Annotated in this window: 26 protein-coding genes and 1 tRNA gene; 13 read left to right on the forward strand and 14 right to left on the reverse strand. The window is 71.2% G+C overall.

The genetic code is table 11. The features are described from left to right. The first annotated feature begins 27 nt into the window (after positions 1–27). Positions 28–1527, forward strand: coding sequence for a polyprenol phosphomannose-dependent alpha 1,6 mannosyltransferase MptB (gene mptB / locus ACIBG7_RS40755; protein WP_397339728.1), 1500 nt, complete (start codon positions 28–30; stop codon positions 1525–1527). On the opposite strand, the gene ACIBG7_RS40760 is transcribed toward mptB, so the two are convergent. Further along, on the reverse strand, positions 1409–3973 hold the full coding sequence (locus ACIBG7_RS40760; RefSeq protein WP_397339729.1) for a hypothetical protein: 2565 nt from the start codon (positions 3971–3973) through the stop codon (positions 1409–1411). The genes mptB and ACIBG7_RS40760 overlap by 119 nt on opposite strands. A 59-nt stretch (positions 3974–4032) precedes the next feature. Here ACIBG7_RS40760 and ACIBG7_RS40765 point away from each other — a divergent pair, with 59 nt between their 5' ends. Genes ACIBG7_RS40765 through serS form a run of 4 tightly spaced genes read left to right on the forward strand, consistent with a single transcriptional unit; the run spans position 4033 to position 7903 of the window. Continuing rightward, positions 4033–5223: a glycosyltransferase 87 family protein gene (locus ACIBG7_RS40765; protein ID WP_397339730.1), complete on the forward strand. Its 1191-nt coding sequence runs from the start codon at positions 4033–4035 to the stop codon at positions 5221–5223. 1 nt (position 5224) lies between these two features. After that, positions 5225–5644, forward strand: coding sequence for a DUF4446 family protein (locus tag ACIBG7_RS40770; protein ID WP_357919042.1), 420 nt, complete (start codon positions 5225–5227; stop codon positions 5642–5644). A gap of 19 nt (positions 5645–5663) precedes the next feature. Beyond that, positions 5664–6587, forward strand: coding sequence for a prephenate dehydratase (gene pheA / locus ACIBG7_RS40775; RefSeq protein ID WP_357919045.1), 924 nt, complete (start codon positions 5664–5666; stop codon positions 6585–6587). 53 nt (positions 6588–6640) lie between these two features. Next, complete coding sequence (gene serS, locus ACIBG7_RS40780; RefSeq protein ID WP_357919048.1) at positions 6641–7903, forward strand: serine--tRNA ligase; 1263 nt, start codon at positions 6641–6643, stop codon at positions 7901–7903. A gap of 7 nt (positions 7904–7910) precedes the next feature. On the opposite strand, the gene ACIBG7_RS40785 is transcribed toward serS, so the two are convergent. Both ACIBG7_RS40785 and ACIBG7_RS40790 read right to left on the reverse strand, forming a co-directional pair. After that, a complete protein-coding gene (locus ACIBG7_RS40785; protein WP_397339731.1) occupies positions 7911–8987 on the reverse strand; it encodes a hypothetical protein in 1077 nt (358 codons plus the stop codon). A 118-nt stretch (positions 8988–9105) separates the two neighbouring features. Beyond that, positions 9106–9309: a cold-shock protein gene (locus ACIBG7_RS40790; protein ID WP_357919054.1), complete on the reverse strand. Its 204-nt coding sequence runs from the start codon at positions 9307–9309 to the stop codon at positions 9106–9108. Between the two features lie 222 nt (positions 9310–9531). Between ACIBG7_RS40790 and ACIBG7_RS40795 the strand changes: the two genes are divergently transcribed. After that, positions 9532–10317 (forward strand): HAD family hydrolase, encoded by a 786-nt coding sequence (locus tag ACIBG7_RS40795; protein ID WP_397339732.1) that lies wholly within the window; start codon positions 9532–9534, stop codon positions 10315–10317. Here ACIBG7_RS40795 and ACIBG7_RS40800 read toward each other — a convergent pair. Continuing rightward, complete coding sequence (locus tag ACIBG7_RS40800; protein ID WP_357919057.1) at positions 10308–10817, reverse strand: bacterial proteasome activator family protein; 510 nt, start codon at positions 10815–10817, stop codon at positions 10308–10310. The genes ACIBG7_RS40795 and ACIBG7_RS40800 overlap by 10 nt on opposite strands. Positions 10818–10822: 5 nt before the next feature. Then, complete coding sequence (locus ACIBG7_RS40805; RefSeq protein WP_397339733.1) at positions 10823–11779, reverse strand: NAD(P)H-quinone oxidoreductase; 957 nt, start codon at positions 11777–11779, stop codon at positions 10823–10825. Between the two features lie 103 nt (positions 11780–11882). Here ACIBG7_RS40805 and ACIBG7_RS40810 point away from each other — a divergent pair, with 103 nt between their 5' ends. Continuing rightward, positions 11883–13439, forward strand: coding sequence for a MinD/ParA family protein (locus ACIBG7_RS40810; RefSeq protein WP_357919063.1), 1557 nt, complete (start codon positions 11883–11885; stop codon positions 13437–13439). Here the strand turns inward: ACIBG7_RS40810 and ACIBG7_RS40815 are convergent. Next, positions 13430–13516: transfer RNA gene (locus ACIBG7_RS40815), tRNA-Ser, on the reverse strand. The genes ACIBG7_RS40810 and ACIBG7_RS40815 overlap by 10 nt on opposite strands. A 241-nt stretch (positions 13517–13757) precedes the next feature. Between ACIBG7_RS40815 and ACIBG7_RS40820 the strand changes: the two genes are divergently transcribed. Continuing rightward, positions 13758–14750, forward strand: a complete 993-nt coding sequence (locus ACIBG7_RS40820; protein WP_397339734.1) for a BtrH N-terminal domain-containing protein — start codon at positions 13758–13760, stop codon at positions 14748–14750. A 15-nt stretch (positions 14751–14765) separates the two neighbouring features. Here ACIBG7_RS40820 and ACIBG7_RS40825 read toward each other — a convergent pair whose 3' ends face one another. Then, positions 14766–15599, reverse strand: a complete 834-nt coding sequence (locus ACIBG7_RS40825) for an NUDIX hydrolase (RefSeq protein ID WP_397339735.1) — start codon at positions 15597–15599, stop codon at positions 14766–14768. A 119-nt stretch (positions 15600–15718) separates the two neighbouring features. Here ACIBG7_RS40825 and ACIBG7_RS40830 point away from each other — a divergent pair, with 119 nt between their 5' ends. Next, the gene (locus ACIBG7_RS40830; RefSeq protein WP_397339736.1) at positions 15719–15847 is read left to right on the forward strand and encodes a hypothetical protein; all 129 of its coding nucleotides are present in this window, start codon (positions 15719–15721) and stop codon (positions 15845–15847) included. Position 15848: 1 nt separating this feature from the next. On the opposite strand, the gene ACIBG7_RS40835 is transcribed toward ACIBG7_RS40830, so the two are convergent. From ACIBG7_RS40835 to ACIBG7_RS40850, 4 genes are all read right to left on the reverse strand, one after another. Beyond that, on the reverse strand, positions 15849–16235 hold the full coding sequence (locus ACIBG7_RS40835; RefSeq protein ID WP_397339737.1) for a hypothetical protein: 387 nt from the start codon (positions 16233–16235) through the stop codon (positions 15849–15851). Between the two features lie 185 nt (positions 16236–16420). Next, positions 16421–16906 (reverse strand): DUF4265 domain-containing protein, encoded by a 486-nt coding sequence (locus ACIBG7_RS40840; RefSeq protein WP_397339756.1) that lies wholly within the window; start codon positions 16904–16906, stop codon positions 16421–16423. 94 nt (positions 16907–17000) lie between these two features. Then, positions 17001–17735, reverse strand: coding sequence for a M15 family metallopeptidase (locus ACIBG7_RS40845; RefSeq protein WP_357919077.1), 735 nt, complete (start codon positions 17733–17735; stop codon positions 17001–17003). Positions 17736–17789: 54 nt separating this feature from the next. Further along, positions 17790–18293: a VOC family protein gene (locus ACIBG7_RS40850; protein WP_397339738.1), complete on the reverse strand. Its 504-nt coding sequence runs from the start codon at positions 18291–18293 to the stop codon at positions 17790–17792. Positions 18294–18331: 38 nt separating this feature from the next. On the opposite strand from ACIBG7_RS40850, the gene ACIBG7_RS40855 reads away from it, so the two are divergent. Together ACIBG7_RS40855 and ACIBG7_RS40860 are read left to right on the forward strand one after the other, a co-directional pair. Further along, positions 18332–18799 carry a MarR family winged helix-turn-helix transcriptional regulator gene (locus ACIBG7_RS40855; RefSeq protein WP_397339740.1) on the forward strand — a complete coding sequence of 156 codons (468 nt, stop codon included), beginning with the start codon at positions 18332–18334 and terminating at the stop codon, positions 18797–18799. A gap of 81 nt (positions 18800–18880) precedes the next feature. Continuing rightward, complete coding sequence (locus ACIBG7_RS40860; RefSeq protein WP_357919085.1) at positions 18881–19081, forward strand: hypothetical protein; 201 nt, start codon at positions 18881–18883, stop codon at positions 19079–19081. Here the strand turns inward: ACIBG7_RS40860 and ACIBG7_RS40865 are convergent. Then, the gene (locus ACIBG7_RS40865) at positions 19070–20524 is read right to left on the reverse strand and encodes a S41 family peptidase (protein ID WP_397339741.1); all 1455 of its coding nucleotides are present in this window, start codon (positions 20522–20524) and stop codon (positions 19070–19072) included. The genes ACIBG7_RS40860 and ACIBG7_RS40865 overlap by 12 nt on opposite strands. A gap of 88 nt (positions 20525–20612) precedes the next feature. Between ACIBG7_RS40865 and ACIBG7_RS40870 the strand changes: the two genes are divergently transcribed. Continuing rightward, complete coding sequence (locus tag ACIBG7_RS40870; protein WP_357919091.1) at positions 20613–21266, forward strand: response regulator transcription factor; 654 nt, start codon at positions 20613–20615, stop codon at positions 21264–21266. Positions 21267–21294: 28 nt separating this feature from the next. Then, entirely contained in the window at positions 21295–22416 is a 1122-nt protein-coding gene (locus tag ACIBG7_RS40875) for a sensor histidine kinase (RefSeq protein ID WP_397339742.1), read from the forward strand. Here ACIBG7_RS40875 and ACIBG7_RS40880 read toward each other — a convergent pair. Together ACIBG7_RS40880 and ACIBG7_RS40885 are read right to left on the reverse strand one after the other, a co-directional pair. After that, complete coding sequence (locus tag ACIBG7_RS40880; protein WP_357919097.1) at positions 22401–23132, reverse strand: SDR family NAD(P)-dependent oxidoreductase; 732 nt, start codon at positions 23130–23132, stop codon at positions 22401–22403. The genes ACIBG7_RS40875 and ACIBG7_RS40880 overlap by 16 nt on opposite strands. Positions 23133–23134: 2 nt before the next feature. Beyond that, positions 23135–23374 carry a hypothetical protein gene (locus ACIBG7_RS40885; RefSeq protein WP_397339743.1) on the reverse strand — a complete coding sequence of 80 codons (240 nt, stop codon included), beginning with the start codon at positions 23372–23374 and terminating at the stop codon, positions 23135–23137. Positions 23375–23402 lie beyond the last annotated feature (28 nt).

The raw sequence follows: 23402 nt of genomic DNA on the forward strand, positions 1-23402 counted from the left end.
GTGGAGTGGGTGTGCTGGAATTTGCGGGTGAGAGGTGAGCCGGGAGGGACGTGGGCGGTCAAGGCCGCCTTGCTGGCGTCGGCGGCCTCCGTCCTCCTGACCCTGACCATCGGCCTGCTGGGCCCTTCAGCGGTCGTCCCCGCCCTGACCGGCGAGCCGTGGCAGCCGCCGTACTCCCTGCAGGCCACCCCCAGCCCCCACCTGGTGATCGGACTCGCCGCCGCAGCGCTGGTGCTCGGCGGGATGGGGCTGGTCGGAGGGCTGCTGGCGATCCGGACAAGCCCGACGAGGGTGGCCGAGTGGGCCACGGGCAAGGTCCGCTGGGTGGTGGCCGCGGGCTACGCCGCCGCCGCAGCGCTGGCGTTCGTGCCGCCCTCGGGTTCGGCCGACCACCTGAACTATGCGGCCTACGGACGCATGGTGACCCTGGGCCTCGACCCCTACGTGCTGGGCGCGGTGGATCTGCCAGGCGATCCCGTCGCCGCCGCGGTCGAGAGCCCCTGGAGGGAAGAGCCGAGCGTGTACGGCCCGGTCGCCACCGCGGTCCAGGCGCTGGCGAGCTGGATCGGTGGGGACTCGGTCAGGTTGACCGTGTTCGTCCTGGCCGTGGTGAACGTGGCGGCGTTCGTCGGCACCGGGCTGCTGATCGACCGGTTCACCAGGCACGATCCCGTCCGCCGGCTGCGCGGGGCGATGTTGTGGACCGCCAACCCGCTGCTGATCTACCAACTGGTCGCCGGGATGCACGTGGACACCCTCGCCATCGCCTGCATGGTCGCCGCGCTGCTGGCTCGCGACCGCCCCGGCCGGAGCGGGGTGTTGCTGGGGCTCGGGGTGGCGGTGAAGCTCAACGCCGGCCTGGTCGCGCTGGGCCCGGCGTGGGAACTGCGCCGACGTCCCGGACGGCTGGCGCTGGTGGCCGGGGTCGCGCTGGCGGTGGTCGTGGCCGGGTACGCGATCGTCGGGGTGGCGGCCTTTAACCAGGTGGGGCAGACCAGCAAGGCGATCTCGCACGCGTCGTTCTGGAAGCTGGTCCAGGGCTGGCTGCAGTCCGTCATTGGGACGGGCAGCGCCTATCGCGGTGAGATCCAGGTGGGGGCGATCCTGCTGATGGTCGTCCTCGCCTGGGGGCTGCTGCGGCGAGTGTCGCGCGCCGCGGACGCGCCGGGGGCGGGCGCGTCGACGGTGGATGCGCCGATGGTGGCGGCCATGTTGGCGGTCGCCTACCTGTTCGCCACGCCGTACATCCTGCCCTGGTACGACGGGCTGGCGTTCGGGGTGCTGGCGCTGGTCGTGGCCTCGGAGGTGGAGGTCTTCGCGGCGCTGCACCTGGCGATCCTGTCCCTGGGCTACCTCCCGGCGCGGGTGCAGGAGCAGCCGCCGGACCTCGCCTGGCTGGTGTCGGTGGTCAGGCAGCAGGTGGTGCCGTGGAGCCTGCTGGTGCTGACGGCCGCGCTGGCGTGGTGGGCTTGGCGAGCTGGAGGGCGCGTACGGCAGCGGCCAGCGCCAGAGGCACCGCGACGGTGAGCGCCATCGCGGGGATGGCGATGCCGGAGTCGTTCATCAGGAAGCCGATGAGCGCGCAGGTGAGCGCGCCGAACAGCCCGGCTCGCAGCGGCGGGGCGAGGGCGTAGGCCTGTCCGAGTGCGGAGGCGCCCCAGCGGGACGGGCGGTTCAGCACGAAGAACAGGAAGGCCAGCGCGACCAGCGACAGCAGGGTCAGCGACCAGTTGCCCACCGTGACACCGACCATGGCGCTGAACTTGCGGCCGACCACGGTCAGGGCGGTGCCGTCGAGGATCTGCTGAACGAAGGTGCCCAGGTGGGTGCGTTGCGTGGCTGGACGTAGCCAGTCGAAGAAGGCCAGTGCGCCGATCAGCGCGGCGCCGGCCAGGCCGACCAGGAGCAGCTTGACCAGGGACACCTTCTGGCCGGTCAGCAGGATGAGGAAGACCGCCAGGCCGACCACGAAGGCCGGTACGCCGCCGAAGTCGGCGCCCCAGGCCGGCCAGCCGTCCGCGAACACGGCCAGCCCGCCGTACGCGGCGCAGACGAGCAGGGTGACCAGGCGGGGGACCCCGCGGCTGAGCAACCACTGGGCCACGCCGGCCAGGGCGAGGATGGTGCCGGTGGCGTAGACGGCGAAGGCGATGTTGCTGAAACCGTAGAACCGGCCGCCGGTCACCGGCTCGTAGCCGGTGACGGCGTTGATCTGCAGGGCGGAGCCGGTCATGACGTCTATCAGCAGGGTGAGGGACGTTATCCCGGCGACGATCGTCAGCGGGCCGAGCACCGCGCCTCGCCACGGGCCGGCGAAGGCCAGCAGGGTCACCAGGCCGGCGAAGCCCAGGATGGTGGCGATCACGCCGAGCATGGGGGCGGGGAAGTTCCACCAGGGGACCAACTGGGCCAGGAAGGTGGCTACGGCGATCGAACCACTGACCACCGCCACCACTTGGACGGTCCGCAACACCCCCGCCCCGGCGATACCACTGTCCACGGCGCCGGCCCCGCCCATGACACGGGCCCCAGTCACGTGGCCGCCCTCGTCTGCGGCACCCGCATCCTCCATGGGGGCCGCGCCGCCCGAGGGACCGCCCGCGAGATCGGCCCCACCCATGGCACGGGCCGGGTCGGTGGGACCCACCCCTCCCACGGCTCCGCGGTCGGCCGGGCTGGGGTCCCCGGGGGCGTCGGCGGGCGAGATGGAGGCCTTCCGGGGAGTGGTGCGGCGGCGGAAGGCGATGGCGGCGAGGACGTAGAAGAGCAACTGCACCGTGACGAAGACGGCGAAGAACGGTCCGCGGACGTCGCGCAGCACCTGGCTGGCCAGGTCCTGGTCGGCCAGGCCCGAGGCGGTTTCGGCGGCGGTGGCCGGGGCCGGGCCGCCGTTTTCCCAGACGCGGCCGACGACGCTGGAGGGCTGGTCGACGCCGAGCAGGTGGAGGACGGTGGCGGTGAGGTCGGTGATGGTGACCAGGCCGTCCTGGCGGGTGGAGGAGGCCGTCAGGTAGGCGTGCTTGTACGGCGGGCCGGAGGCCAGGGCGACGTGGAGGTGAGCGTTGACGCTGGTGTCGGAGACACCGGCGACGAGCACGGTGGTGCCCTGGGGCAGGCGCTGGAGCAGGGCGGCGATGCGCTGGTCGGCGGCCACGACGGCGGCTCGGCGGGCGTCGGGGGTCAGGCCGGCGGGGAAGCCGAGCTCGTCGCGGGGCTGGGCGATCCAGGCGGTGGACAGCTCGGGGGCCTCCATGACGATCAGGCGGTAGGGGGTGAGGTCGCCGGCTTGGTCGGGGGAGGCGGCGTAGGAGTCGACCGTGCCGGTGGTGTCGGCCGCACCCAGGGCGGCGCCGGGGCCGATGGCCAGGACCTTGGCGCCGGCGTCGCGGGTGAGCTGGCCGAGGGTGCCGAGGCGGGCGTCGTAGCCGGTGGTGCTCTGGTAGGTGGACAGCTCGGCCCAGCCTGGGACGGTGGTGCCCGTCGGGGTCGGGGGGAGGGCGCAGCCTCGGCCGGGTGAGCCGGCGCGCTGGCCGGCCGAGACGGTCAGCCAACCCTGGACGGGGCAGGTCACGCCCCGGTCGGGGGGTGGGACGGTCCGGGTGGACAGGGAGGCGGAGGCGCCCTCGGCGACGAGTTTCCACAGGGTGGGAGTGGCCTCGGCGGACAGGTCGCTCCAGGCCAGCCCGGGCACCCCGATCAGGGCCACACGGCCAGCCGGGGCGGCGGCCGAGGCGGCAGGGAACCCGGCCGAACCGGTGGCCGTGGCAGGAGGGAGCGCGGAGGGGCCGGCGACCGCGGCGGGTGGGAGCTCGATCGAGGCGGCGGCCGGGGGCGGGGAGCTGGACGAGGCGGCGGCTGCGGAGGGTGGGGGCCAGGACGGAGCAGCGGATACGGCGGCTGCGGGGGGTGCGGAGAGGGGGATCAGCAGGCCGGCTGACAACGCCGCCAGCAGGAATGCGGCGATCCGTCGCATGGTCGTGAACCCCCGTCGTGTGAACCCGAGCAACTGAGCTCACGGTAACGTGCCTGAGCGTGACAGGTGGCGCGCGGCAGTGGTGGCTGTGGACAACCGCAGGGCTGATCATCATCCTGGGGATAAGCCCGCTCGTCGACTACTGGCTGAGCAACCCCGACGACCAGCGCCTGGTGGACCTCGACGTCTACCGCACCGGCGGCGAGATGGTCCTGCAGGGCCGGGCCGTGTACGACTTCGTGACCCCCGCCCCGCAACTGCTGCCCTTCACCTACCCCCCGATCGCCGCACTGCTGGCCACCCCGCTGGCGGCGATGTCGTGGACGACCGCCCAGTGGGTGTGGACCGCGGGCATCTTCGTGGCCCTCGCGGTCACCGTCGCCTACGCGTTCAGGGAGACCCTGGCCGGTGAGCGCAAGCCGTACGCCCCGTGGGTGTTCGCGCTGCTGATGCTGGCCTGCACCTACCTGATGCCGATCCGCGACCAGGTGCGGTTCGGGCAGGTGGACATCCTGCTGGTGGCGCTCTGCCTGGCCGACTGCGCGGCGCGGCGGCCGTGGTGGCCGCGCGGGTTCCTGATCGGCCTGGCGACCGCGGTGAAGCTGACGCCGGGCGTCTTCCTGATCTACCTGCTGGTCACCCGGCAGTGGCGGACGTTCTGGATGGCGTCGCTGGTCACCGCGCTGCTGACGCTGCTGCCGTTCGTGGTGATCCCGGAGGACGCGACCGCGTTCTGGTTCCACGCGCTGCTCGACCCGGAGCGGCTGGGGTCCAACGCGGCGACCACCAACCAGTCGGTCCGCGGCATGCTGATCCGCCTTTACCTGCCCTCCGACCTGCTGACCACCGCGATCTGGGTCGCGGTGATCGCGGTGATCGGCTGGTACGGCTTCCGCTTCGCCCGCGAGGCGCACGAGCGGGGCGACACGATCGCGGCGGTGGCGCTCACCGGCCTGATGGCCGTGCTGCTGTCGCCGGTGGCGTGGATCCACCACCTGGCCTGGGTGGTCGTGGTGCTCGGCGCGCTGGTCGGCGACGCACGGGACGCCACGAGGGTGAAGGTGGCCGCCGGGGTGTGGCTGTACTACGTGCTGCCCATCCCGTGGTGGGGCGTGACGTTGAAGGCGGCCGAGATCCCGGTGCTCAGCCCGGTCCTGGGGAAGATCGTGCAGAACGCCTACGGACTGGGAGCCATCGCCTTGGTGTGGATACTCGGGACATGGCTCCCCAAAAAGCGTTACTCTTTGTGATGTGTTGGTTACGATATGGCTGATCGTAGGGGTTCTGGCCGGAGGCAGCGGCATCGTCATCGGCTGGCTGGCACTCAAACAGGCCCGGCTGGCGGTCGACGAGTGCCAGCAGGTGCTCGCCCGGCAGAGCGCGGCCGGCGGCACGGGTGATCTCAAGGCCATTCGCGACGTCGCGGTCTACCGCTACGACGCGCTGGCGGAGATGACCGGCCGGTTGTCGTTCTCGGTGGCGATGATCAACGGACTGGGCGACGGGATCGTGCTGACCTCGATCAACGGGCGGTCCGAGACGCGCACGTACATCCGCCCGGTGGTGGGCGGCAAGGGAGCGCAGCCGCTCGCCCCGGAAGAGGAGGAGGCGGTGCGCGCCGCCCGGCTCGGTCTGGGTCCAGTCGTCGAAGCTTCCGACAGCAGGAGGTAGCAGCCCCTATCCTGGGGTAATGGTCAGACTCGCCTATCTCGGCCCCGAAGGCACCTTCGCCCAGGAAGCCCTGCGGCGGCTGGCGCCCGAGGCCGAGGGGTTGCCCGCGCCGAACGTTCCCGCCGCGCTCAACGCGGCCCGCACCGGCGAGGCCGACGGCGCGGTGGTGCCGCTGGAGAACTCGCTCGAGGGCGCGATCACCACGACGCTGGACGAGTTCGCGTGGGGCGAGCCGTTGCACATCACCGCCGAGCTGCTGCTGCCGGTGCGTTTCTCGCTGCTGGCGCGGCCCGACACCGAGCTGCGGCACATCAAGCGCGTCTACTCCCACCCGGCCGCGCTGACCCAGTGCCGGGGGTTCATCTCCCGCGAGCTGCCCGACGCCGTCGTGGTGGCCGCGCCCTCGACCGCGGGCGCCGCGCAGGAGGTCGCCCTGCCGGGCTCGCCGTACGACGCGGCGATCGCCGCGGCCATCGCGGGCGAGCACTACGGCCTGGTCGAGATCGCCGGCGACATCGGCGACCGCGCCGACACGATGACCCGCTTCGTCCAGGTGTCCCGGCCGGGCCCGCTGCCCGAGCCGACCGGCAAGGACCGCACGACGCTCGTCGTCTTCCTGGCCGACGACCACCCGGGCGCGCTGCTGGAGATGCTGACCGAGTTCTCCGTCCGCGGGGTCAACCTGACGCGCATCGAGTCGCGGCCCACCGGCGACGGCATCGGCCGCTATTTCTTCCACTTCGACTTCGAGGGCCACGTCGCCGACGCGCGGGTCGGTGAGGCGATCTCGGGCCTGCACCGCGTCTGCGGCGACGTCCGCTTCCTCGGCTCCTACCCGCGTGCCGACGGCGTCGCCCCGCAGATCAAGCGCGGCACCGGCGACGCCGAGTTCGCCGAGGCCGCCCAGTGGCTCGGCCGCATCCGCGCCGGAGGGCACGCCTAGCCGGGTCGAAAAGTCGGCGCGGGCGGCAGCCGTACCTCTGTAGCCTTAGTGTCGTGATTGACCTGCGAACCCTTCGTGAGGATCCCGACAGGCTGCGCATGTCGCAGCAGGCCCGTGGCGAGAGCGACTCGATCGTCGACTCGCTGCTCGATCTGGACGAGCGCCGGCGCTCCGCGCTGACCTCGTTCGAGTCTCTGCGCGCCGAGCAGAAGTCCATGGGCAAGTCGGTCTCCAAGGCTTCCGGCGAGGAGAAGGCGGCGCTGCTCGAGCGCGCCAAGGAGCTCGCCGGGCAGGTCAAGGCGGCCGAGGCCGAGGCGGAGCGGCTCGGCGCCGAGCTCGACCAGCTCATGCAGACCGTGCCCAACGTCGTCGACCCGGCGGCGCCGCACGGCGGCGAGGACGACTACGTCGTGCTGGAGACCGTCGGCACGCCGCGCGAGTTCGACTTCGAGCCGCGCGACCACCTGGAGCTCGGCGAGCTGCTCGGCGCGATCGACATGGAGCGCGGGGCCAAGGTCTCGGGCTCGCGCTTCTTCTTCCTGCGGGGCGTCGGCGCCCGGCTGCAGCTCGGCCTGCTCAACATGGCCATGCAGCAGGCGATCGAGGCCGGCTTCGTGCCGATGATCACTCCGGTGCTGGTGAAGCCGGAGACCATGGCCGGCACCGGCTTCCACGTCTCGCACGACAAGGAGATCTACCGGCTGCCCGAGGACGACCTCTACCTGGTCGGCACCTCCGAGGTGTCGCTGGCCGGCTACCACGCCCAGGAGATCCTCGACGGCGGCGAGCTGCCGCTGCGTTACGCGGGCTGGTCGTCCTGCTTCCGCCGCGAGGCCGGCTCGTACGGCAAGGACACCCGGGGCATCATCCGCGTCCACCAGTTCGACAAGGTGGAGATGTTCTCCTACTGCCGCCCCGAGGAGGCGAGCGAGGAGCACGCGCGGCTCCTGGAGTGGGAGAAGCAGATGCTGGCCAAGATCGAGGTGCCCTACCGGGTGATCGACACCGCCGCGGGCGACCTCGGCATGTCCGCGGCGCGCAAGTTCGACTGCGAGGGCTGGATCCCGACGCAGGGCCGCTACCGCGAGCTGACCTCGACCTCCAACTGCACCGAGTTCCAGGCTCGCCGCCTCGGCGTCCGCTTCCGTGACAAGGACGGCAAGCCGGCCTCGGTCGCCACGCTCAACGGCACGCTGGCGACCACCAGATGGATCGTGGCGATCCTGGAGAACCACCAGCAGGCCGATGGCTCTGTGGTGGTTCCCAAGGCTCTGCGGCCCTTTGTGGGGCTCGATGTGCTGGAGCCGGCCAAGTAAGCACCGGTCAGTAGAGCCCGGTCCCCAGCTCGGGGGCCGGGCTCTTCGCGCGTTCGAGCTGCTTGGCCTGGCGGCGGACGGTGGCCAGGCCCAGGGAGCCCACGGTGACGGCCAGGGCGACGGCGGCCCAGAGCGCGGTGCCGTACGAGTCGGGCCAGCCGCCGCTCCACAGGCGGAAGGGCGCGAGCACGGCCACGGCCACCGCGACGGCGGTCGCCACGATCCGGCCCGTGGGGCGCTTACCGAGGCCGGCGGAGTACGCGACCACGCATCCGGCGAGCGTGAGCGAGGCGAACGCCACGCAGCCGATCAGGCCGAGCAGGAAGTACGGGTTGGAGCCGATCACCGCGAAGCCGGCCAGGCCCACGCTGAACGTCGCGGAGGCGGCCAAAACGATGAGGGTACGGCGGGCGTCCCGGGTGCGGGCGGCGGCCAGGAGACCGTACAGGAACGCGAGGACGCCGGTCAGGAGGGCGGCCGCCGTCTCGCCGCCGATGTTGGCGCCGGAGTCGCCCAGCGGCAGCGCGTGCTCGGCACCCAGGGTCGTCCGGGAGTGGAAGCCGTGGCGCCGCCAGACGCCGTTCTCGTCCCGTACGGCGAGCCCGTCCACCCCGTTGGCCACGATGACGACAGGCTGCCCTGAGGGCCGCTTGAGGGCCAGCACGGAGGAGGAGACGAGCTCGTCGGCCGAGGGCAGGTCGAGCGAGCGGGCCAGGAAGGCGCGGCGGCCGGGGGAGACCTCCCAGACCGTGCGCCAGGTGGTGCCGTCGAGCGACTCCTCGACCGCCATGCGGCCGGGCCGGACCCGGTAGCAGGCGGTTCCGGCGCAACTGCTGCTCTGGACTTCACGGGCGGGCTTGGCGGAGATGGTCCTCCAGGTGGCGCCGCCGTCGCGGGAGACCCACGCGTCACGCTCGCGGGGATCCGCGGGGAAGGCGAGCACCGAGGCGCCCCGCTGTTCGAGGGAGCCGATCGAGGGCGGGGGCGGGAGGGCGGAGCAGGCGGTCAGGGCGACGAGCGCCAGCGGGACCAGCGTGAGCCAGCGCCGGAAGGTCTGCGGGATGTCCCGTAAGTCGCCTCTCATGCCTGGGTAGACGCGGCCTCCGAGAGGGTGGTTCGTGCAGTTGCGCAGTTGTTACCCGAGGGACGACGAAGGGCGGTGCCCGCCGAAACGGACACCGCCCCATTACGCCGCTCTGGGGTCAGATGGCGCGGACCTGCGAGGCCTGGGGGCCCTTCTGGCCCTGCGTGACCTCGAACTCCACTCGCTGGCCGTCCTCAAGGGAACGGTAACCGTTGCCCTGAATCTCGGAGAAGTGAACGAACACGTCCGGCGCACCGCCGTCCGGGGCGATGAAGCCGTAGCCCTTTTCGGCGTTGAACCACTTGACGGTTCCCTGAGCCATGAAGCTCTCCTCAGGATGGTGAATCCAAGAGAGCCGCACCTCGCGGCTCCCAGTGTGTCGTACAGCAAACACCCCGGGGTGGCTCAGACAATGTCATGCTGGTTTTCACTTCGGGATCAGCTAATACAACGACTGCCTATCTAACACCATTGAGCCGCGTTGGTGTTCCTGTCCCTGGGAAGATTTCTGCCGACCGACATCTCGGTCCAAACTGGAACCGTCATGGATGCACCTCGCCTCGTCGCCACCGACCTCGACGGAACCGCTCTGCGGACCGACGGAACCGTGTCCGCCCGCACGGCAGCCGCCTTCGCGCGGGTCGAGCAGGCAGGGGCCATGCTGGTGTTCGTCACGGGCCGCCCACCTCGGTGGATGAGCGCGGTGGCGGACGCGGTCCGGCACCGCGGACTGGCCATCTGCGCCAATGGCGCCCTGGTCTACGACCTGCACACCGAACGGATAGTGGAATCTCACCTGATCGACGTCGAGGTGGTCGAGGAGGTGATCGATCAGCTTCGAGCGAACGTCCCCGATCTCGCCTTTTCGGTCGAGTACGAAGGCGGTTTTGCGCACGAGCCGGAATTCCGGCTGGGTCGCTGGGACCGGACGTCGGGGCTCGGGGTGGCCACGCTGGTCTCGCAGCCGTGCTTCAAGCTGCTGGCCCTGCACGAGGAGATGGCGCCGGACGCGCTGCTGGCGCGGGTGCACGAGGTGGTCGGCCACCTGGTGACCGCCACGCACTCCAGCGGACGCGGGCTGATCGAGATGAGCGCCCACGGGGTCACGAAGGCCACCGCGCTGGCCAAGCTGGCCGAGGAGCACGAGATCAAGGCGCACGAGGTGCTGGCGTTCGGTGACATGCCGAACGACCTGCCCATGCTGAGCTGGGCAGGCACCTCCTACGCCGTCGCCAACGCGCACCCGAGCGTGCTGGCCGCGGTCGAGCATGTGACCGCGGCCAACAACGACGACGGAGTCGCGATGGTGCTCGAACAGACCTACAGGTAGGGCCCGGAACCGCCGGGACGGCCGTCCTGGGCCTGCTGGATGCCGCCGGGCAGCGCGCGGCGCATCTGCTCCAGCTGGGCCCTGGCCGCCATCTGCTGGGCGAACAGGGTGGTCTGGATGCCGTGGAACAAGCCCTCCAGCCAGCCGACGAGCTGGGCGTGCGCGATCCGCAGCTCGGAGTCGCTGGGGACGTTGCCGTTGTCCTCGGTGAAGGGCAACGACAGCCGCTCCAGCTCCTCGACCAGCTCGGGCGCCAGGCCGTCCTCGAGCTCCTTGATGGAGCTCTCGTGGATCTCCTTGAGGCGCTTGCGGCTGGCCTCGTCGAGAGGAGCCGCCCGGACCTCTTCGAGAAGCTGGCGGATCATGCTGCCGATACGCATCACCTTGGCGGGCTGCTCGACCAGGTTGGTGATCGAACGCTCCTCGCCCTCGTCCTCGGCATTCTGGAAGTCAGGCCCTACCACAACGATGTGGGGGGTGTTGTTGTCCTCAGCGTTCATACGTCTCACCGTACTAGCAGGACCTTCCCGACGTGCTCCCCGGAATCGAGCATCCGGTGCGCCTCGGCCGCCTCGGCCATCGGCACCCGGGCGTGGATCACCGGGCGGACGGCTCCCGCCGAGATCAGGGGCCAGACGTTGGCCACGACGCCGCGGCAGATCGCGCCTTTCTCGTCGGCTGGGCGGGAGCGGAGCGTGCTGCCGTGGACGGTGGCCCGCTTGTTGAGCAGGGTGCGCAGGTCGAGCTCGGCCTTGGCGCCGCCCTGGAGACCGATCACCACGAGCCGGCCGCCGGTCTTCAAAGCTTTGATATTTCCAGACAGGTACTTTGCGCCCATGATGTCCAGAATCACGTCGGCCTGGACCTTCTCCGCGAAGTCCTGCTCCCGGTAGACGATCACCTCGTCCGCGCCGAGCTGGGCCACCGCGGCGCCCTTGAGGTGGGTGCCGACCGTGGCGACGACGTGCGAGCCGTACGCCTTGGCGAGCTGGACGGCCATCGTGCCGATGCCGCTGGCCCCGCCGTGCACCAGGAGGGTCTCGCCGCGGCGTAGCCGCGCGGCCATGAAGACGTTCGACCAGACCGTGCAGGCCACCTCGGGCAGTCCGGCCGCCTCCTCCAGCGATACCCCGTCCGGAACGGGCATGACCTGCTCCCACGGGACCGCCACCCGCTCGGCGTACCCGCCGCCGCCCAGGAGGGCGCACACCTGATCGCCGACCGCCAGACCGGGCACGTTGGCGCCCACCTCGATGATCACTCCCGAGCACTCCAGGCCCGGATAGTCCGAATCGCCGGGTGGCGGGTTGTAGAAACCCTGCCGCTGCATCACGTCGGCCCTGTTGACCGCGGAGGCGGTCACTTCGATCAAGACATCCCCAGGTCCAGGCACGGGTTCGGGCACCTCGCGCCACTCCAGAACCTCTGGTCCCCCGTGCTCGACGATCACTGTTGCGCGCATGCCGACCACGCTAACTTGTGGGTTGACCGCATTCATCGGAACACAGGGCGTTAATCTGCAATGTGTTTGCTGCCCCTTTGCACCCGTCCCGAGGGGGAACACGGTGGCACGACACGATCGTGAAGAATCCCTAGAGGAACAACTGGCCTGGCTCGACGCCATCAAGGAGGCCGAAGACAACCTCCCCATCGCGGTGAGCGCGGTGACGGCGGTCGAGAGCCCCTACCCCAAGGACCCGTGGGGCGAGACGTCCACGCCGCCGCTGTTCCGTGCCGCCGTGGACACCGTCTACGGCCCGACGGAGGAGGCGCCGGCCGACGAGGCCTCGGCCAACGAGTGGCTGGACAAGGCGACGCCGCAGGAGGACAGCTTCCTGGCGCCGCTCAAGCCGCTGCCCCGGCCCGACGACACCGACACCAAGCTGGAGCGCAGCGTCTTCGAGCCGACCACCCAGGAGGAGCCCTCCTGGCCGGTGGTCGAGCGCGAGCCTGAGCCCGAGCCGGAGGAGCCGAAGCCCGCGCGCTTCGAGCGCGCCCGCCTCGACCAGCCCGAGCCCCGCAGCTTCGACGAGCCGCGCAGCTTCGACGAGCCCCGCGGCAGTTTCGACGAGCCGCGCGTCTTCGAGGAGCCTCGCGCTTTCGAGGAGCCTCGCCCCTTCGACGAGGGGGTCCAGCGGCGGCGCCGGCACATCCCGCTCCCGCAGGCCGCCGCCGGTCCGACCGCCGAGAGCCTCGACCCCGAGTCGCTCCTGCGCGGCGCCGGCCGGCGCAACGCCCCGTCCGGCGGCTGGCGCCGGCTGATCTACAAGGCCTCCGGCGGCTGGATCCGCCCCGGCGAGTCCCCCGAGGTACGGCGGCGCCGCGAACTGCTGGCGCGTGCCCGCACCCCGGTCGCCACCGGCCACCACCGCGTCGCGGTCCTGAGCCTCAAGGGCGGTGTCGGCAAGACCACGACCACCGTGGGACTCGGCGCGACCCTGGCCCAGGTGCGCGGCGACCGCGTGATCGCGGTCGACGCCAACCCCGACCGTGGAACGCTCTCCGACAAGGTCGAGCTGGAGACCTCCGCGACCGTGCGCGACCTGCTCAACGAGCGGGAGCAGGTCAAGCGGTACGTCGACATCCGCGCCTTCACCACGCAGGCCCCCTCGCGCCTGGAGGTCCTGGCCTCCGACCGCGACCCGTCCATCTCCGAGGCCTTCAGCGGCGCCGACTACCAGTCGGTCGCCCAGGTGCTGGAGAACTTCTACTCCATCTGCATCACCGACTGCGGCACCGGCCTGCTCCACTCGGCCATGGGCGGCGTGCTCGGCATGGCCGACCAGATCGTCCTGGTCAGCTCGCCCTCCGTGGACGGCGCCCGCGCCGCCTCGGCGACGCTCGACTGGCTGGAGGCCCACCACTACGGAGATCTGGTACGGCAGGCGACCGTGGTGCTGTGCAGCGTCCGGCCGCGCTCGAAGTCGGCGGTGGACATCAAGAAGCTGGAGGCGCACTTCGCCGCCCGCTGCCGGGCCGTGGTGCGCGTGCCGTACGACCCGCATCTGGAGGAGGGCGCGGAGATCGACCTGGACCGGCTGCAGCCGGCGACCAGGGAGTCCTACATCCAGCTCGCCGCCTACGTGGGTGACGGCTTCGCCGGGAACGTGAGCGGAGGGTAAGGGATTCGAACCCTTGAGGCCATCGCTGACCTGGCCGCTTTCAAGGCGGCTGCACTAGTCCACTATGCGAACCCTCCTGGCGTGCGGATCCCACCATAGCGGCCTCCGGCCTTTCTCGCTGCGGAGCCTTCCGGTAGCGTGGGTGGCCGGCGCCGTCCCGCGCCCGACCCCCTGACCGTGCGCCCACGCCGCGCGGCGAGGCGGGGGTAAAGGGGATCGATGTCCTCGGGTCGCCTACCTGACACGTCGGTTTCCTCGTGGCGGCGGGCCGTGCGGCGGAGCGTGGGTCCAGGGCACGGGCGCGCCGTGGAGCACGAGATGACCGAGCACAAGCACCTCAAGCGCCGGGTTCGCGAGCGGATGGCCAAGACGGGGGAGTCCTACACCTCCGCCCTGCGGCAGCTCACCGGGGCCAAGGCGCACCACCACGAATCCGCCCTGCTGCGCCGCTTCCTGGGCGGCCCGATCTCCGAGGCGATGCTCTTCGGGCTCGGCGGGGGCGTTGGGTTCATGTACTTCGTGTTCGACTACAAGGGTCAGCCGCCGATGCTCACCGTCGTCGCGCAGGCGCATCCCGAACCGATGATCCCGGCCGCGCTGCGGCGGCTCGGCGTGCCCTTCGAGGTGCACCGCACCGGCTCGCCCCGGGTCGCCGAGCGGACCCTGCGGGCCGTTCTCGACGCTCGCGGGCGGGCGTTGTGCCGGGTGGGCCGGTTCCAGTTGCCGTGGCGGCCCGATCTGCCCTTCCCCGACCCGGTCGACGTCGCGGTCACCGGGATTTCGGACGACCTGGTCACGGTGGACGACGACCGGGAACGCTCGTTGCCGCTGGCCGAGTTCATGGCGGCCTGGTCGGCGGTCAAGAAGGACAAGCACCAGCTCATCGAGGTCACCGAGGGGCCAGCCGGGGAGCCGGACGTCGCCGGGGCGGTGGCCTGGACCGCCGCGCACCTCACCGGGCCGGTGCTAGGGAACGCGTTCGACGTGAATTTCGGTCTGTCCGGGATGCGGAAGCTGGCCGCGCAGATCCCGGCGTGGGATCGGCGGTGGGCCGACCTTTCGGTGCCGCTGCGGCGGCTGTACGAGGGGCTGGAGGTGGAGTACACCGCGCCCGGAGGGTCCCGGCCGCTCTACGCCGACTTCCTGACCGAGGCCGGGCTGGACGGGCGGGCCTACCGGGCGGCCGGTGACCAGTGGTCGCGGGTGTCGGCGGCGGCGCTCGAAGGGGTCGCGCTGGCCGAGCTCGGGGAGCTGGTCGCGGAGGCCGTGCGGCTCGAAGAGCAGGCGGTGGCGGAGCTCAGAGCCGGTTGAGCAGCTCTGAGGAGCTCAGAGCTGGTTGAGGAGCCATTTCGGTCCCTCGGTGCGGGTTCCGGGCACGCGCTCGCGCAGCCCCCGGTCGGCCGTCACGAGCGTCACCCGCTCGTACGGCCTGGCCTGCCGTACCACCTCGACCAGCGTGTCGTCCCCGGAGCCGGGCGCCTCGACCACCTCGACGCCCGGCACCGAGGGCACGCCGCGGGCGGCTCCCTCGACGACCGCGACGACCTTCGGGAACCACTGCGCCAGGATCGGGTGCCGCCACCGCACGTCCTTGACGTCGTTGAGCAGTCGTTCGGCCGCGCCCCGCCGGTCCCGCCACCAGCCGTGCTCGGCCCGGGCGCCGACGATGTTGGCCACGTCCAGCACCAGCGTCTCGGGCGCCAGCGCCTGCTGCACCGTCGCCCACGACGCCGCGAACCCCGGGTGCAGCTCCTTGCCGGCGATCTCGCTCAGCGACAGCCAGGTCAGCGCCGTGCTCTCGGCGTTCGCCGGACGGGCCTCGAACAGCTCCTCCGCCTCGGCGATCACCGTGTCGAAGCTCCAGCCGCCGTGGTCGTCGAGGTAGACCCCCTCGATGCGCAACGCCGCCCCGTCGAGCGCCGCCTCCTCGCGGGCCTCCCGCAGCGCGCTCTCGATCGAGTCCTCGTGACTGTCGCGTGCCCCGCCCGGCAGGCCCCACGTCCCGCCGTGATGGCTCCACGCCGCCCGCTCCTGCATCAGCACGTACGGCTCGCCGCCGGCCCCATGGTGGACCGCCAGCAGTCCGGACGCCCCGTAGACGCCCCAGTGCCGGTGCCCCTGCGCGCACTGCGCCCACCCGTCGCCGTCTCTCGCCGCCATACGCCCAAGCATGGCAGCTCAGGCGGCTTGCCGAAGCTTTGCCTGTCGGAGCGGGACCTCACCTGGGACGGCTGAGAACCTGCATGGATCGACCTACCTTCTGACCTTGTGAGGCATTGATGGCGAAGCCCCGCGTGAAGATCCCGCTCGACCCGGTCCTGACCCAGGCCGCCCAGGCGATCAAGTCCGAGGACACCCCCGACCCGCAGACCCCCAGCTCAGACCCCGCCCCGGGCCAGGAGAGCTGACTCAGCCGACCCCGTGGATCATGCCCCACAGGAACGGGATCATGTACTTCGGCTCCTCGCCGAGCAGCCCGGGCAGCTCGGCCTCGGTGACCGTGAGCCGGAACGCCGCGCCGCGCGCGTGAGCCGCCCAGCCCTGACCCAGGGCGCGGCGGATGCACGCACTGACGAGCACCGGGCGGACGACGATGGTGCGCTCCCCGTGCGAGTTGTCCGGCCGCGCGCACGGCAGCGTGACCACGAGCACACCGCCCGGCTCGTCGGCCCGCTGGACGGTGAAGCTGAGCTGCTTCCACCCGCCGTCCACACCCCGCGACCACTTGGGAACCCGCCAGCGGTAGACCACCCCGTCCACGGTGATGGGCCGCGAGCCCCGCTTCGGCATGGTCATCGGCGCCTCCTCGCTGCGGCATCGAGAAGACCCGAGCCTAACGCGCTCAGCCGCCGCCCTTGGAGAAGTGCTGGTCTCTATGGCTCTGACCTGCGGTTCGCTGGGCTTCTAGCCGGTACAGGGCACATTGAGGGCACTCTGGCACTCACCAGCCGGTGGGTCACGGGCTTACCCGCCAGCGCCACTCAGCCGGGATCGAGAGCGCGCCATACCGCGGTAACGGAGCCCTCCTCGAAATCCCACCAACCGTCCTGTCCTTCCACCAGGAGCCGCTTCGCTCCGGCAAGGTCCGCTGCCGGGGGAATGTTCAGCGCCACCAGGCCGAACTGCGCAAGCCCTTCCCCCTCAACGCCCAACGGCGCGAACAGGTTGAGGACAGTGTTCAGGTCGCCTTCAAGGTCGCCGTTGCGGCCTAGGACCACCCGGATCGTGCAGTTATCAGAGAACTCCACGACCTCCTTCGCCCATATGGTGCCCTCGGCGTCCAGTTCGGTGCGCACCACATCGCCGCAAGCGACTCCGCGGACGAAGAAGGGGATGTTGTCCAGTCTCACTCGACCTGGAGCAACGGGAATAGCCCACAGACGCTCAGAACCGGCCGGGGGCCAGCCGTCCTCGTCCTGCTCAAGCTCGAACACCACACGCACATGTGTGGCCGAAGCGCCCTCCATCACCGCAACAGGATGCCCTACTGGCACAGATCACCCCACTGGCGATCGGATCGCGCAGCGGAGCGGCCAGCCACCACGAAGATCCCTCCAGCGCTCAGCCGCCGCCCTTGCTGAAGTGCTGGTAGTCCTTGGTGCCGGACCAGTAGCCGCCCCACTCCCAGCCGAGCCGGTCGAAGGCCTTGACCACGCGGTCGCCGGGGTTGATGACGCCGGGGGCGTCGAGCGGGCGGCGCTTGAACTTCTCGGCGTTCTTGTGGGCGACGGTGCCGGAGGCGGTGACGTAGGGGTTCTCGCGCGGGTTGATGTCGATGGCCCGGCCGTAGGCATGCTGCGACCAGTTGCTGGAGCCGGTGGCGGGGCGGCAGTTGAAGGCGGAGGTGTTGTTGGCCTCGATGGAGTCGAAGTCGTCGCCCTTGTAGACGTCCACGAGCTCCATGCGCTTGATCGGCCAGCGCCAGCCGTACAGCTGCTTGAAGACGGTGACGATGTCCTTGGCGGCGTCCTCGTGGACGACGAGCTGACCGGTGTGGGGGCGGTCGTCGAAGCCCCAGTAGCTGAGGGTGATCAGGCGCAGGTCCTTGACGGCGACCGGGCAGCCGGGGCGCCAGGAGTGGGGGAGCTGGTCACGGGTCGGGGTGGTGGTCTTCGAGGTGAAGGCGGGCGGGCCGGTCGGGCTGGGCGTCGGCGTGGGACTCGCGCTGGGCGGCGGGGTGGTCTCAGCCCCGGGCCTGGGGGCGGCGGTCGCGGCCGACGTGGCGGCCGGTGGTTCCTGGGCGCTGCAGGAGACCAGGGCCAGGGCCAGGAGTGCGCACGCGGCTGGACGCTTCATCCGCCCACAATATGCGATGCTCCGCTGGCTCTGCGTGATCGGCCCCCGGGTGGGTCAGCGGGAGACGCCCAGGCCGCCCTGGGTCTGCGCGCCGTACCGCTCCTGTTCGAGACGGAGGTCGAGCGGGCGGATACGGCTCTTGGCGGCCAGGACCTCCTCGGTGATGAGGGAGGCGGGCAGCAGCCAGGAGACCTCGAACTCCAGGCCGTCGGGGTCCTTGGCGTACAGGGCCTTGGTGGTGGCGTGGTCGGAGGCGCCGACGAGCGCGCCGAGCTCGCTGAGCTTGGCGGCGATGCGCTCCAGCTCGGCGAGGGTGTCGATCTCCCAGGCGAGGTGGTAGAGCCCGACGCTGGTACGGCCGGCGGTGGTGGGGCCGGCCTGGGCGCCGATCTCGAACAGACCGAGGTCGTGGTCGTTGCTGGAGCCGTCGGCCTGCAGGAACGCGGCGCCGGGCATGGACATGACGACGTCGAAGCCGAGGGCGTCCCGGTAGAAGGCGACGCTGCGCTCGACGTCGCGGACGTAGAGGACGGCGTGGTTGAGGCGCTGGATGGGCATGCACCCAAAGTACATGAGAGTTCAAGTAAAGTGCGAACATGACCCGATGGCTGTCCGACGACGAGCAACGGACCTGGCGCAGCTACCTGGCGGCCACCCAACTGGTCGAGGAGGCGCTCGACCGGCAGTTGCAGCGCGAGGCCCGGATGCCGCACACGTACTACATGATCCTGGTCGCGCTGTCGGAGGCGCCGGAGCGGTCGATGCGGATGAGCGAGCTGGCGCGGCGCGCGCAGGCCTCGCAGAGCCGGCTGTCGCACGCGGTCGCGCGGCTGGAGGAGCGGGGGTGGATCGAGCGCTCCCCGTGCGCGTCCGACCGGCGCGGGAACGTCGCGGTCCTGACGGAGACGGGCTTCCAAGCGCTGGCCGAGGCCGCGCCGGGGCACGTGGAAGAGGTACGGCGGAGCCTGTTCGACCCGCTTTCGCCCGAGCAGGTACGGGCGCTCGACGAGATCTGCGCCGCGATCCGCGCCGCCCACGAGGACACCGGCCCCGCCCGCTCCTGACGGAGGGTCGCAGCCGGAAAATGTCGGTCGCACGCCGTACCGTACCTGCGACAACAGGATCGACCGACGGGGTGGGGCGACATGGACGAGCACAACCAAGCGCTGTTCAGGGCAGTGCACGCGATCGCGGTGCGGTATGCCGGTCAGCCGGTGCACATCGTGATGCGCGCACTGGCCGACCAGCTTCCCGCGGCGCCCGGGATCACCCTGGAGGAGATCCGGCGCATCGCCGAGGAGATCAGCGTGGGACGCGACCCCTCGGGGCTGAGGTCAGCCTTCTAGCAGGTCGAGGGCCTTGGCGAGCGCGGGGTCGCGGCCCGCGGCCAGGTCCTCGGCGGTCATCGGCAGGAAGTGGTCGGCGGCCACACCGATGGTGTCGACGATCTCCTTGCCAGGCCCCCGGTGGTGCTTCGACGGCAGCCCGAGCACGCTGCCGTCGTCCAGGAAGTACGGCTCGCCGGGCCCGGAGACCACGCCCGCGGTGCGCGAGCCGACCAGCGGAGCCAGGCCGAGGCCCTTGACCGCGGCGCTGAAGTCGTCGCAGGCCGAGGCGCACCCGCGGTCGGTGAGGACGACGAAGGGCAGGTTGAGCAGGGGGACGGTGTCGTCGGTGCGGTTGGCCGCACACGAGTCGTGCACGTCGCAGAAGTAGCTGGTCACCTTGCCGTGCGCGAAGGCGCCCAGCAGCCGGGTGACCTCACGCGGCGAGCCGCCGCCGTTGCCGCGCAGGTCGAGCACGACGCCGGTGATCGTGCCGGCCTTGCGCAGGTCCTCGACGGCCGCGCGCACCTTGTCGGCGACGCCGCCGAAGAAGCCGGGCACCTTGACGTAGGCGACGCCGTCGGCCAGGCGCTTGGCCGAGATCTCCGGGCGGAAGACCACGAACTCGGCCGGTTTGACGGTGAGCGTCCAGGTCCGGCCGTTGGTCGGGCGGCGCAGCCGGAAGGTCACCGGGGCGTCCCGGTTCAGAAAGAGCGGGTCGAGGGCGCTCGGCACGAAGACGCCGTTGACGAAGGGGGCATGGCCGTTGATCGAGACGAGGATGTCGCCAGGCTTGATGCCGCGCTTGGCGGCCGGGCTGCCCGCCTCGACCGAGGTGACGTAGAGCGGGGCCTTGGCGGCCTTGTCCTCGGGGTGGACCGAGATGCCGCTGATGCCGACCGCCTTGACCGTCATGCGGTCGCCGCCGGGATCCGGCTCCGGGTTGTTGGCGTCCGGTTCCGGCCGGTCCCAGCGGGCGTGGTTGTCGCCGAGCGAGGCGACCATGGCGCGCATCGTCGCGGCGGCGAGGGCCTGGAGGGTGGCCGCGTCGGTGTTCAGGGCCGCGGTGACCTTGGTGTAGACGTCGGCGAACGCCGCCCAGTCAGCCTCCCGGTCGCCGGTCAGCGCGGGCATCGTGGCGGCCGGGTGATCCTTCGACCGGCGTTGCAGCTCCTGGGTGAATCCGGCGAAGGCGGCGCGAAGCACGAGGCGGTTGTCGAGTTTCGGTCCGCCGTAATAGCGGTCGAACAGGCAGGTGTACGCCTGGTGGAGGGTGTCCACCGTGGTCGGCTTCAAGGGCGGCGGGTTCGTCGGACCGCCGCCGCCGGGCTTGGGCGGCGGGGCACAGGTGGGGGCAGCGACGCGGGTCGCCAGGCTGCTCGCCGGGAGGGCGGCGGCGACCAGGGCGGTGGCGGCGAAGGCGAGCGCCAGGCTTCTGAGCGGATTCCCGATGGGGTTTCTCATGGCGCCCAGGGTGGCCGGGCGGGCATTCCGGGGCGGTGAACGCGAACGTTAACCGTGCCGTTATGGCCCAGGGGCTATCAATCGGGTCATGCGGGTTCTGGTGGCCGAGGACGAGCGGGTCCTGGCCGATCTCGTGGCCGACGGCTTACGCCGGCACGCCATGACGGTCGATGTCGTCTACGACGGGGACGCGGCGACGCGGTTGCTCGCGGACGGGCGCTACGACGTGCTCGTTCTCGACCGCGACCTGCCCGAGGTGCACGGGGACGAGGTCTGCCGGCGGCTGGCTCAGGCCGGGTCGCCGACGCGCATCCTCATGCTCACCGCGGCGGCCTCGGTACCCGAGCGCGTGGCCGGCCTGGGGCTGGGGGCCGACGACTACCTGCCCAAGCCGTTCGCCTACGCCGAGCTCGTGGCCCGGGTGCGGGCGCTCGGGCGGCGGAGCGAGGCGGCGCTGCCGCCGGTGCTCACCGAGCATGGGATCGTGCTGGACGTGCCGCGCCGGCAGGCCTTCCGCGACGGGCGCTACCTCCCGCTGTCGCGCAAGGAGTACGCCGTGCTGGAGGTGCTCATGCGGGCCCGGGGAGCGGTGGTCAGCGCGGAAGACCTGCTGGAACAGGCCTGGGACGAGCAGACCGACCCGTTCACCACGGTGGTGCGGGTGATCGTGCGCAAGCTCCGGGCCAAGCTGGGGGAACCGGCGGTCATCCAGACCGTGCCGGGGGCGGGGTATCGCCTGTGACGGGCTGTCTTGTCGGAGGGGCTGGTAGGTGGTGAGGCGGCAGCCGGTCCGGGTGCGGCTGACGGTCGTCTACGCCGGGCTCTTCGTGGTCACCGCCACGATCCTGCTCGTCGTGGTGAACCTCCTGCTCGGCGCCGCCCTGAAGAGCGAGGTGGCGATGTTCGAGCCGCCGGAGCCGCCCAAGGCCCCCGCCGACGCGATGAGCGACACCGAATGGATCCAGGACCCCGAGGCCCGCCGCCGGCTCGGCGACCTGCCCGGCCAGGTGCTGGCCTACCAGTGGGACGTCACCGTGATCGTGATCGCCGTCCTGGGCGTCGTCTCCCTGGGCATCGGCTGGATCGTCGCCGGCCGCCTGCTCCGCCCGCTGCACCGCATCACCGCCACCGCGCAACGCCTGTCCCTGTCCAACCTGCACGAACGCATCGCCCTGGACGGCCCGCGCGACGAGCTGAAAGACCTCGCCGACACCTTCGACGACATGCTCGCCCGCCTCGAACGCGCGGTGGACAGCCAGAGCCGGTTCGTCGCGAACGCCTCCCACGAGCTGCGCACCCCGCTCGCCATCCAGCGGGCGGCGATCGAGATCGGGCTGACCGACCCGAGCCCCGAACAGCTCGTGCAGGTGCGCGGGCAGTTGCTCGACGCCTCCGTGCGCAGCGAGCGGCTGATCGACGGCCTGCTCCTGCTCGCGCAGAGCGAACGCGGGCTGGACGTGCGCGAGCCGGTGGATCTCGACGAGCTGGTACGGCAAGCGGCAGGGGAACTGGACGCCGGCGACCGCACGATGGTGGTCGACGTGGAGCCGGTCCGGGTGCGGGGCGATTCGGTGTTGCTGACCCGGCTCGTCGCCAACGTGCTCCAGAACGCGATCCGGCACAACCACCCCGGCGGCACCGTGCAGGTCTGCCTGTTCGCCGACGGCCTGCTCGTCGTACGGAACACCGGGCCCGAGGTGCCCGAGGAGCGGGTGGGCGAGCTGTTCGAGCCCTTCCGGCGGCTGCACTCGCGGACCCGCTCGGCCGACGGGGTGGGCCTGGGGTTGTCCATCGTGGCCTCCATCGCGCGGGCGCACGACGCCGAGGTTTCGGCCGTCCCCAACCCCGGCGGTGGCCTGGTGGTGTCCGTGCGGTTTCAGCGGGACAGGTAACCGCCGTCCACCGCGTGGTAGCTGCCGTTGACGAACGAGGCCCGGTCCGACAGCAGGAACGCCACCAGCTCGGCCACCTCCTCCGACCGGCCGAGCCGCCCCTGTGGGTGCAGCGGCACCAGCAGCTCGGCGTCGACCTGCGAGATCAGCGGCGTCTCGATGAATCCCGGGCCGACGGCGTTGACCCGGATTCCCTGGGCCGCGTATTCCAGCGCGGCATTCTGCGTCAACCCGACCACGCCGTGTTTGGCCGCCACATAGGCCGAGGCCCCGGCGAAACCGACCTGGCCGAGAATCGAGGCCATGTTCACCACCGCCGCGCCCGCGGACATCACCCTGAGTTCGGCGCGCAGGCAATAGAAGACGCCGTCCAGATTGGTGGCGAGCACGCGCCGCCATTCGTCCACCGGATACTCGCCGATCGGCGCGCTCGTCCCGGAGATGCCCGCGTTGTTCACCGCCAGATCGAGCTGGCCATAGGTGTCCAGCGTCTTTCGCACCGCGTTCTCGGCCGCTTCAGGATCGGTCACGTCCAGCATGACCGCGTCGGCGGAGCCACCCGATTCCAGAATGGCCGTGGCCGCCTCCTGGGCGCCTTCCAGGTTGTAGTCGGCCAGCACCACGCGGGCGCCCCGTTTCGCCAGCGTTTCCGCGACGGCCCGCCCGATTCCCGAGGCGGCGCCGGTCACCAGTGCGGCCTTGTTCGTGAACTCCATCCTCACGGCATTCCCGCCTCGTCTTCTCCCGAGGGCGTGGAATCGGTCAAGATGGCGGCCCGGATCGCCGCCCCGACCCCGGCCGGCGGCTCCTCCAGGACTCCGTTCTCGGTCATCAACGCGTGATACTGCTGCTCCTCGTACGGCAGGGCCGCGATGTGCGCGCCGACGAGACACGCTCTGCTCTGCGCATGCCGTACATAGGAGGCCACATCAAAGGGGACGCGTCGAAGGGAGGTCATGAACGTCCACTGAATCCGGGATCATGGC

The sequence above is a fragment of the Nonomuraea sp. NPDC050328 genome (assembly GCF_044459405.1).
In the GTDB taxonomy this organism is placed as follows: Bacteria; Actinomycetota; Actinomycetes; order Streptosporangiales; family Streptosporangiaceae; genus Nonomuraea.

What these genes read in the sequence shown, in the direction of transcription:
- ACIBG7_RS40865 (WP_397339741.1), bottom strand. Translation starts at nt 20,524, where the DNA reads ATGAGAAACCCCATCGGGAATCCGCTCAGAAGCCTGGCGCTCGCCTTC.
- ACIBG7_RS40825 (WP_397339735.1), bottom strand. Translation starts at nt 15,599, where the DNA reads ATGGCGGCGAGAGACGGCGACGGGTGGGCGCAGTGCGCGCAGGGGCAC.
- ACIBG7_RS40855 (WP_397339740.1), top strand. Translation starts at nt 18,332, where the DNA reads ATGACCCGATGGCTGTCCGACGACGAGCAACGGACCTGGCGCAGCTAC.
- ACIBG7_RS40885 (WP_397339743.1), bottom strand. Translation starts at nt 23,374, where the DNA reads ATGACCTCCCTTCGACGCGTCCCCTTTGATGTGGCCTCCTATGTACGG.
- pheA (WP_357919045.1), top strand. Translation starts at nt 5,664, where the DNA reads ATGGTCAGACTCGCCTATCTCGGCCCCGAAGGCACCTTCGCCCAGGAA.
- ACIBG7_RS40830 (WP_397339736.1), top strand. Translation starts at nt 15,719, where the DNA reads ATGGCGAAGCCCCGCGTGAAGATCCCGCTCGACCCGGTCCTGACCCAG.
- ACIBG7_RS40840 (WP_397339756.1), bottom strand. Translation starts at nt 16,906, where the DNA reads ATGGAGGGCGCTTCGGCCACACATGTGCGTGTGGTGTTCGAGCTTGAG.
- ACIBG7_RS40795 (WP_397339732.1), top strand. Translation starts at nt 9,532, where the DNA reads ATGGATGCACCTCGCCTCGTCGCCACCGACCTCGACGGAACCGCTCTG.
- ACIBG7_RS40835 (WP_397339737.1), bottom strand. Translation starts at nt 16,235, where the DNA reads ATGACCATGCCGAAGCGGGGCTCGCGGCCCATCACCGTGGACGGGGTG.
- ACIBG7_RS40800 (WP_357919057.1), bottom strand. Translation starts at nt 10,817, where the DNA reads ATGAACGCTGAGGACAACAACACCCCCCACATCGTTGTGGTAGGGCCT.
- ACIBG7_RS40880 (WP_357919097.1), bottom strand. Translation starts at nt 23,132, where the DNA reads ATGGAGTTCACGAACAAGGCCGCACTGGTGACCGGCGCCGCCTCGGGA.
- ACIBG7_RS40805 (WP_397339733.1), bottom strand. Translation starts at nt 11,779, where the DNA reads ATGCGCGCAACAGTGATCGTCGAGCACGGGGGACCAGAGGTTCTGGAG.
- ACIBG7_RS40870 (WP_357919091.1), top strand. Translation starts at nt 20,613, where the DNA reads ATGCGGGTTCTGGTGGCCGAGGACGAGCGGGTCCTGGCCGATCTCGTG.
- ACIBG7_RS40860 (WP_357919085.1), top strand. Translation starts at nt 18,881, where the DNA reads ATGGACGAGCACAACCAAGCGCTGTTCAGGGCAGTGCACGCGATCGCG.
- ACIBG7_RS40790 (WP_357919054.1), bottom strand. Translation starts at nt 9,309, where the DNA reads ATGGCTCAGGGAACCGTCAAGTGGTTCAACGCCGAAAAGGGCTACGGC.
- ACIBG7_RS40760 (WP_397339729.1), bottom strand. Translation starts at nt 3,973, where the DNA reads ATGCGACGGATCGCCGCATTCCTGCTGGCGGCGTTGTCAGCCGGCCTG.
- ACIBG7_RS40820 (WP_397339734.1), top strand. Translation starts at nt 13,758, where the DNA reads ATGACCGAGCACAAGCACCTCAAGCGCCGGGTTCGCGAGCGGATGGCC.
- ACIBG7_RS40785 (WP_397339731.1), bottom strand. Translation starts at nt 8,987, where the DNA reads ATGAGAGGCGACTTACGGGACATCCCGCAGACCTTCCGGCGCTGGCTC.
- ACIBG7_RS40850 (WP_397339738.1), bottom strand. Translation starts at nt 18,293, where the DNA reads ATGCCCATCCAGCGCCTCAACCACGCCGTCCTCTACGTCCGCGACGTC.
- ACIBG7_RS40845 (WP_357919077.1), bottom strand. Translation starts at nt 17,735, where the DNA reads ATGAAGCGTCCAGCCGCGTGCGCACTCCTGGCCCTGGCCCTGGTCTCC.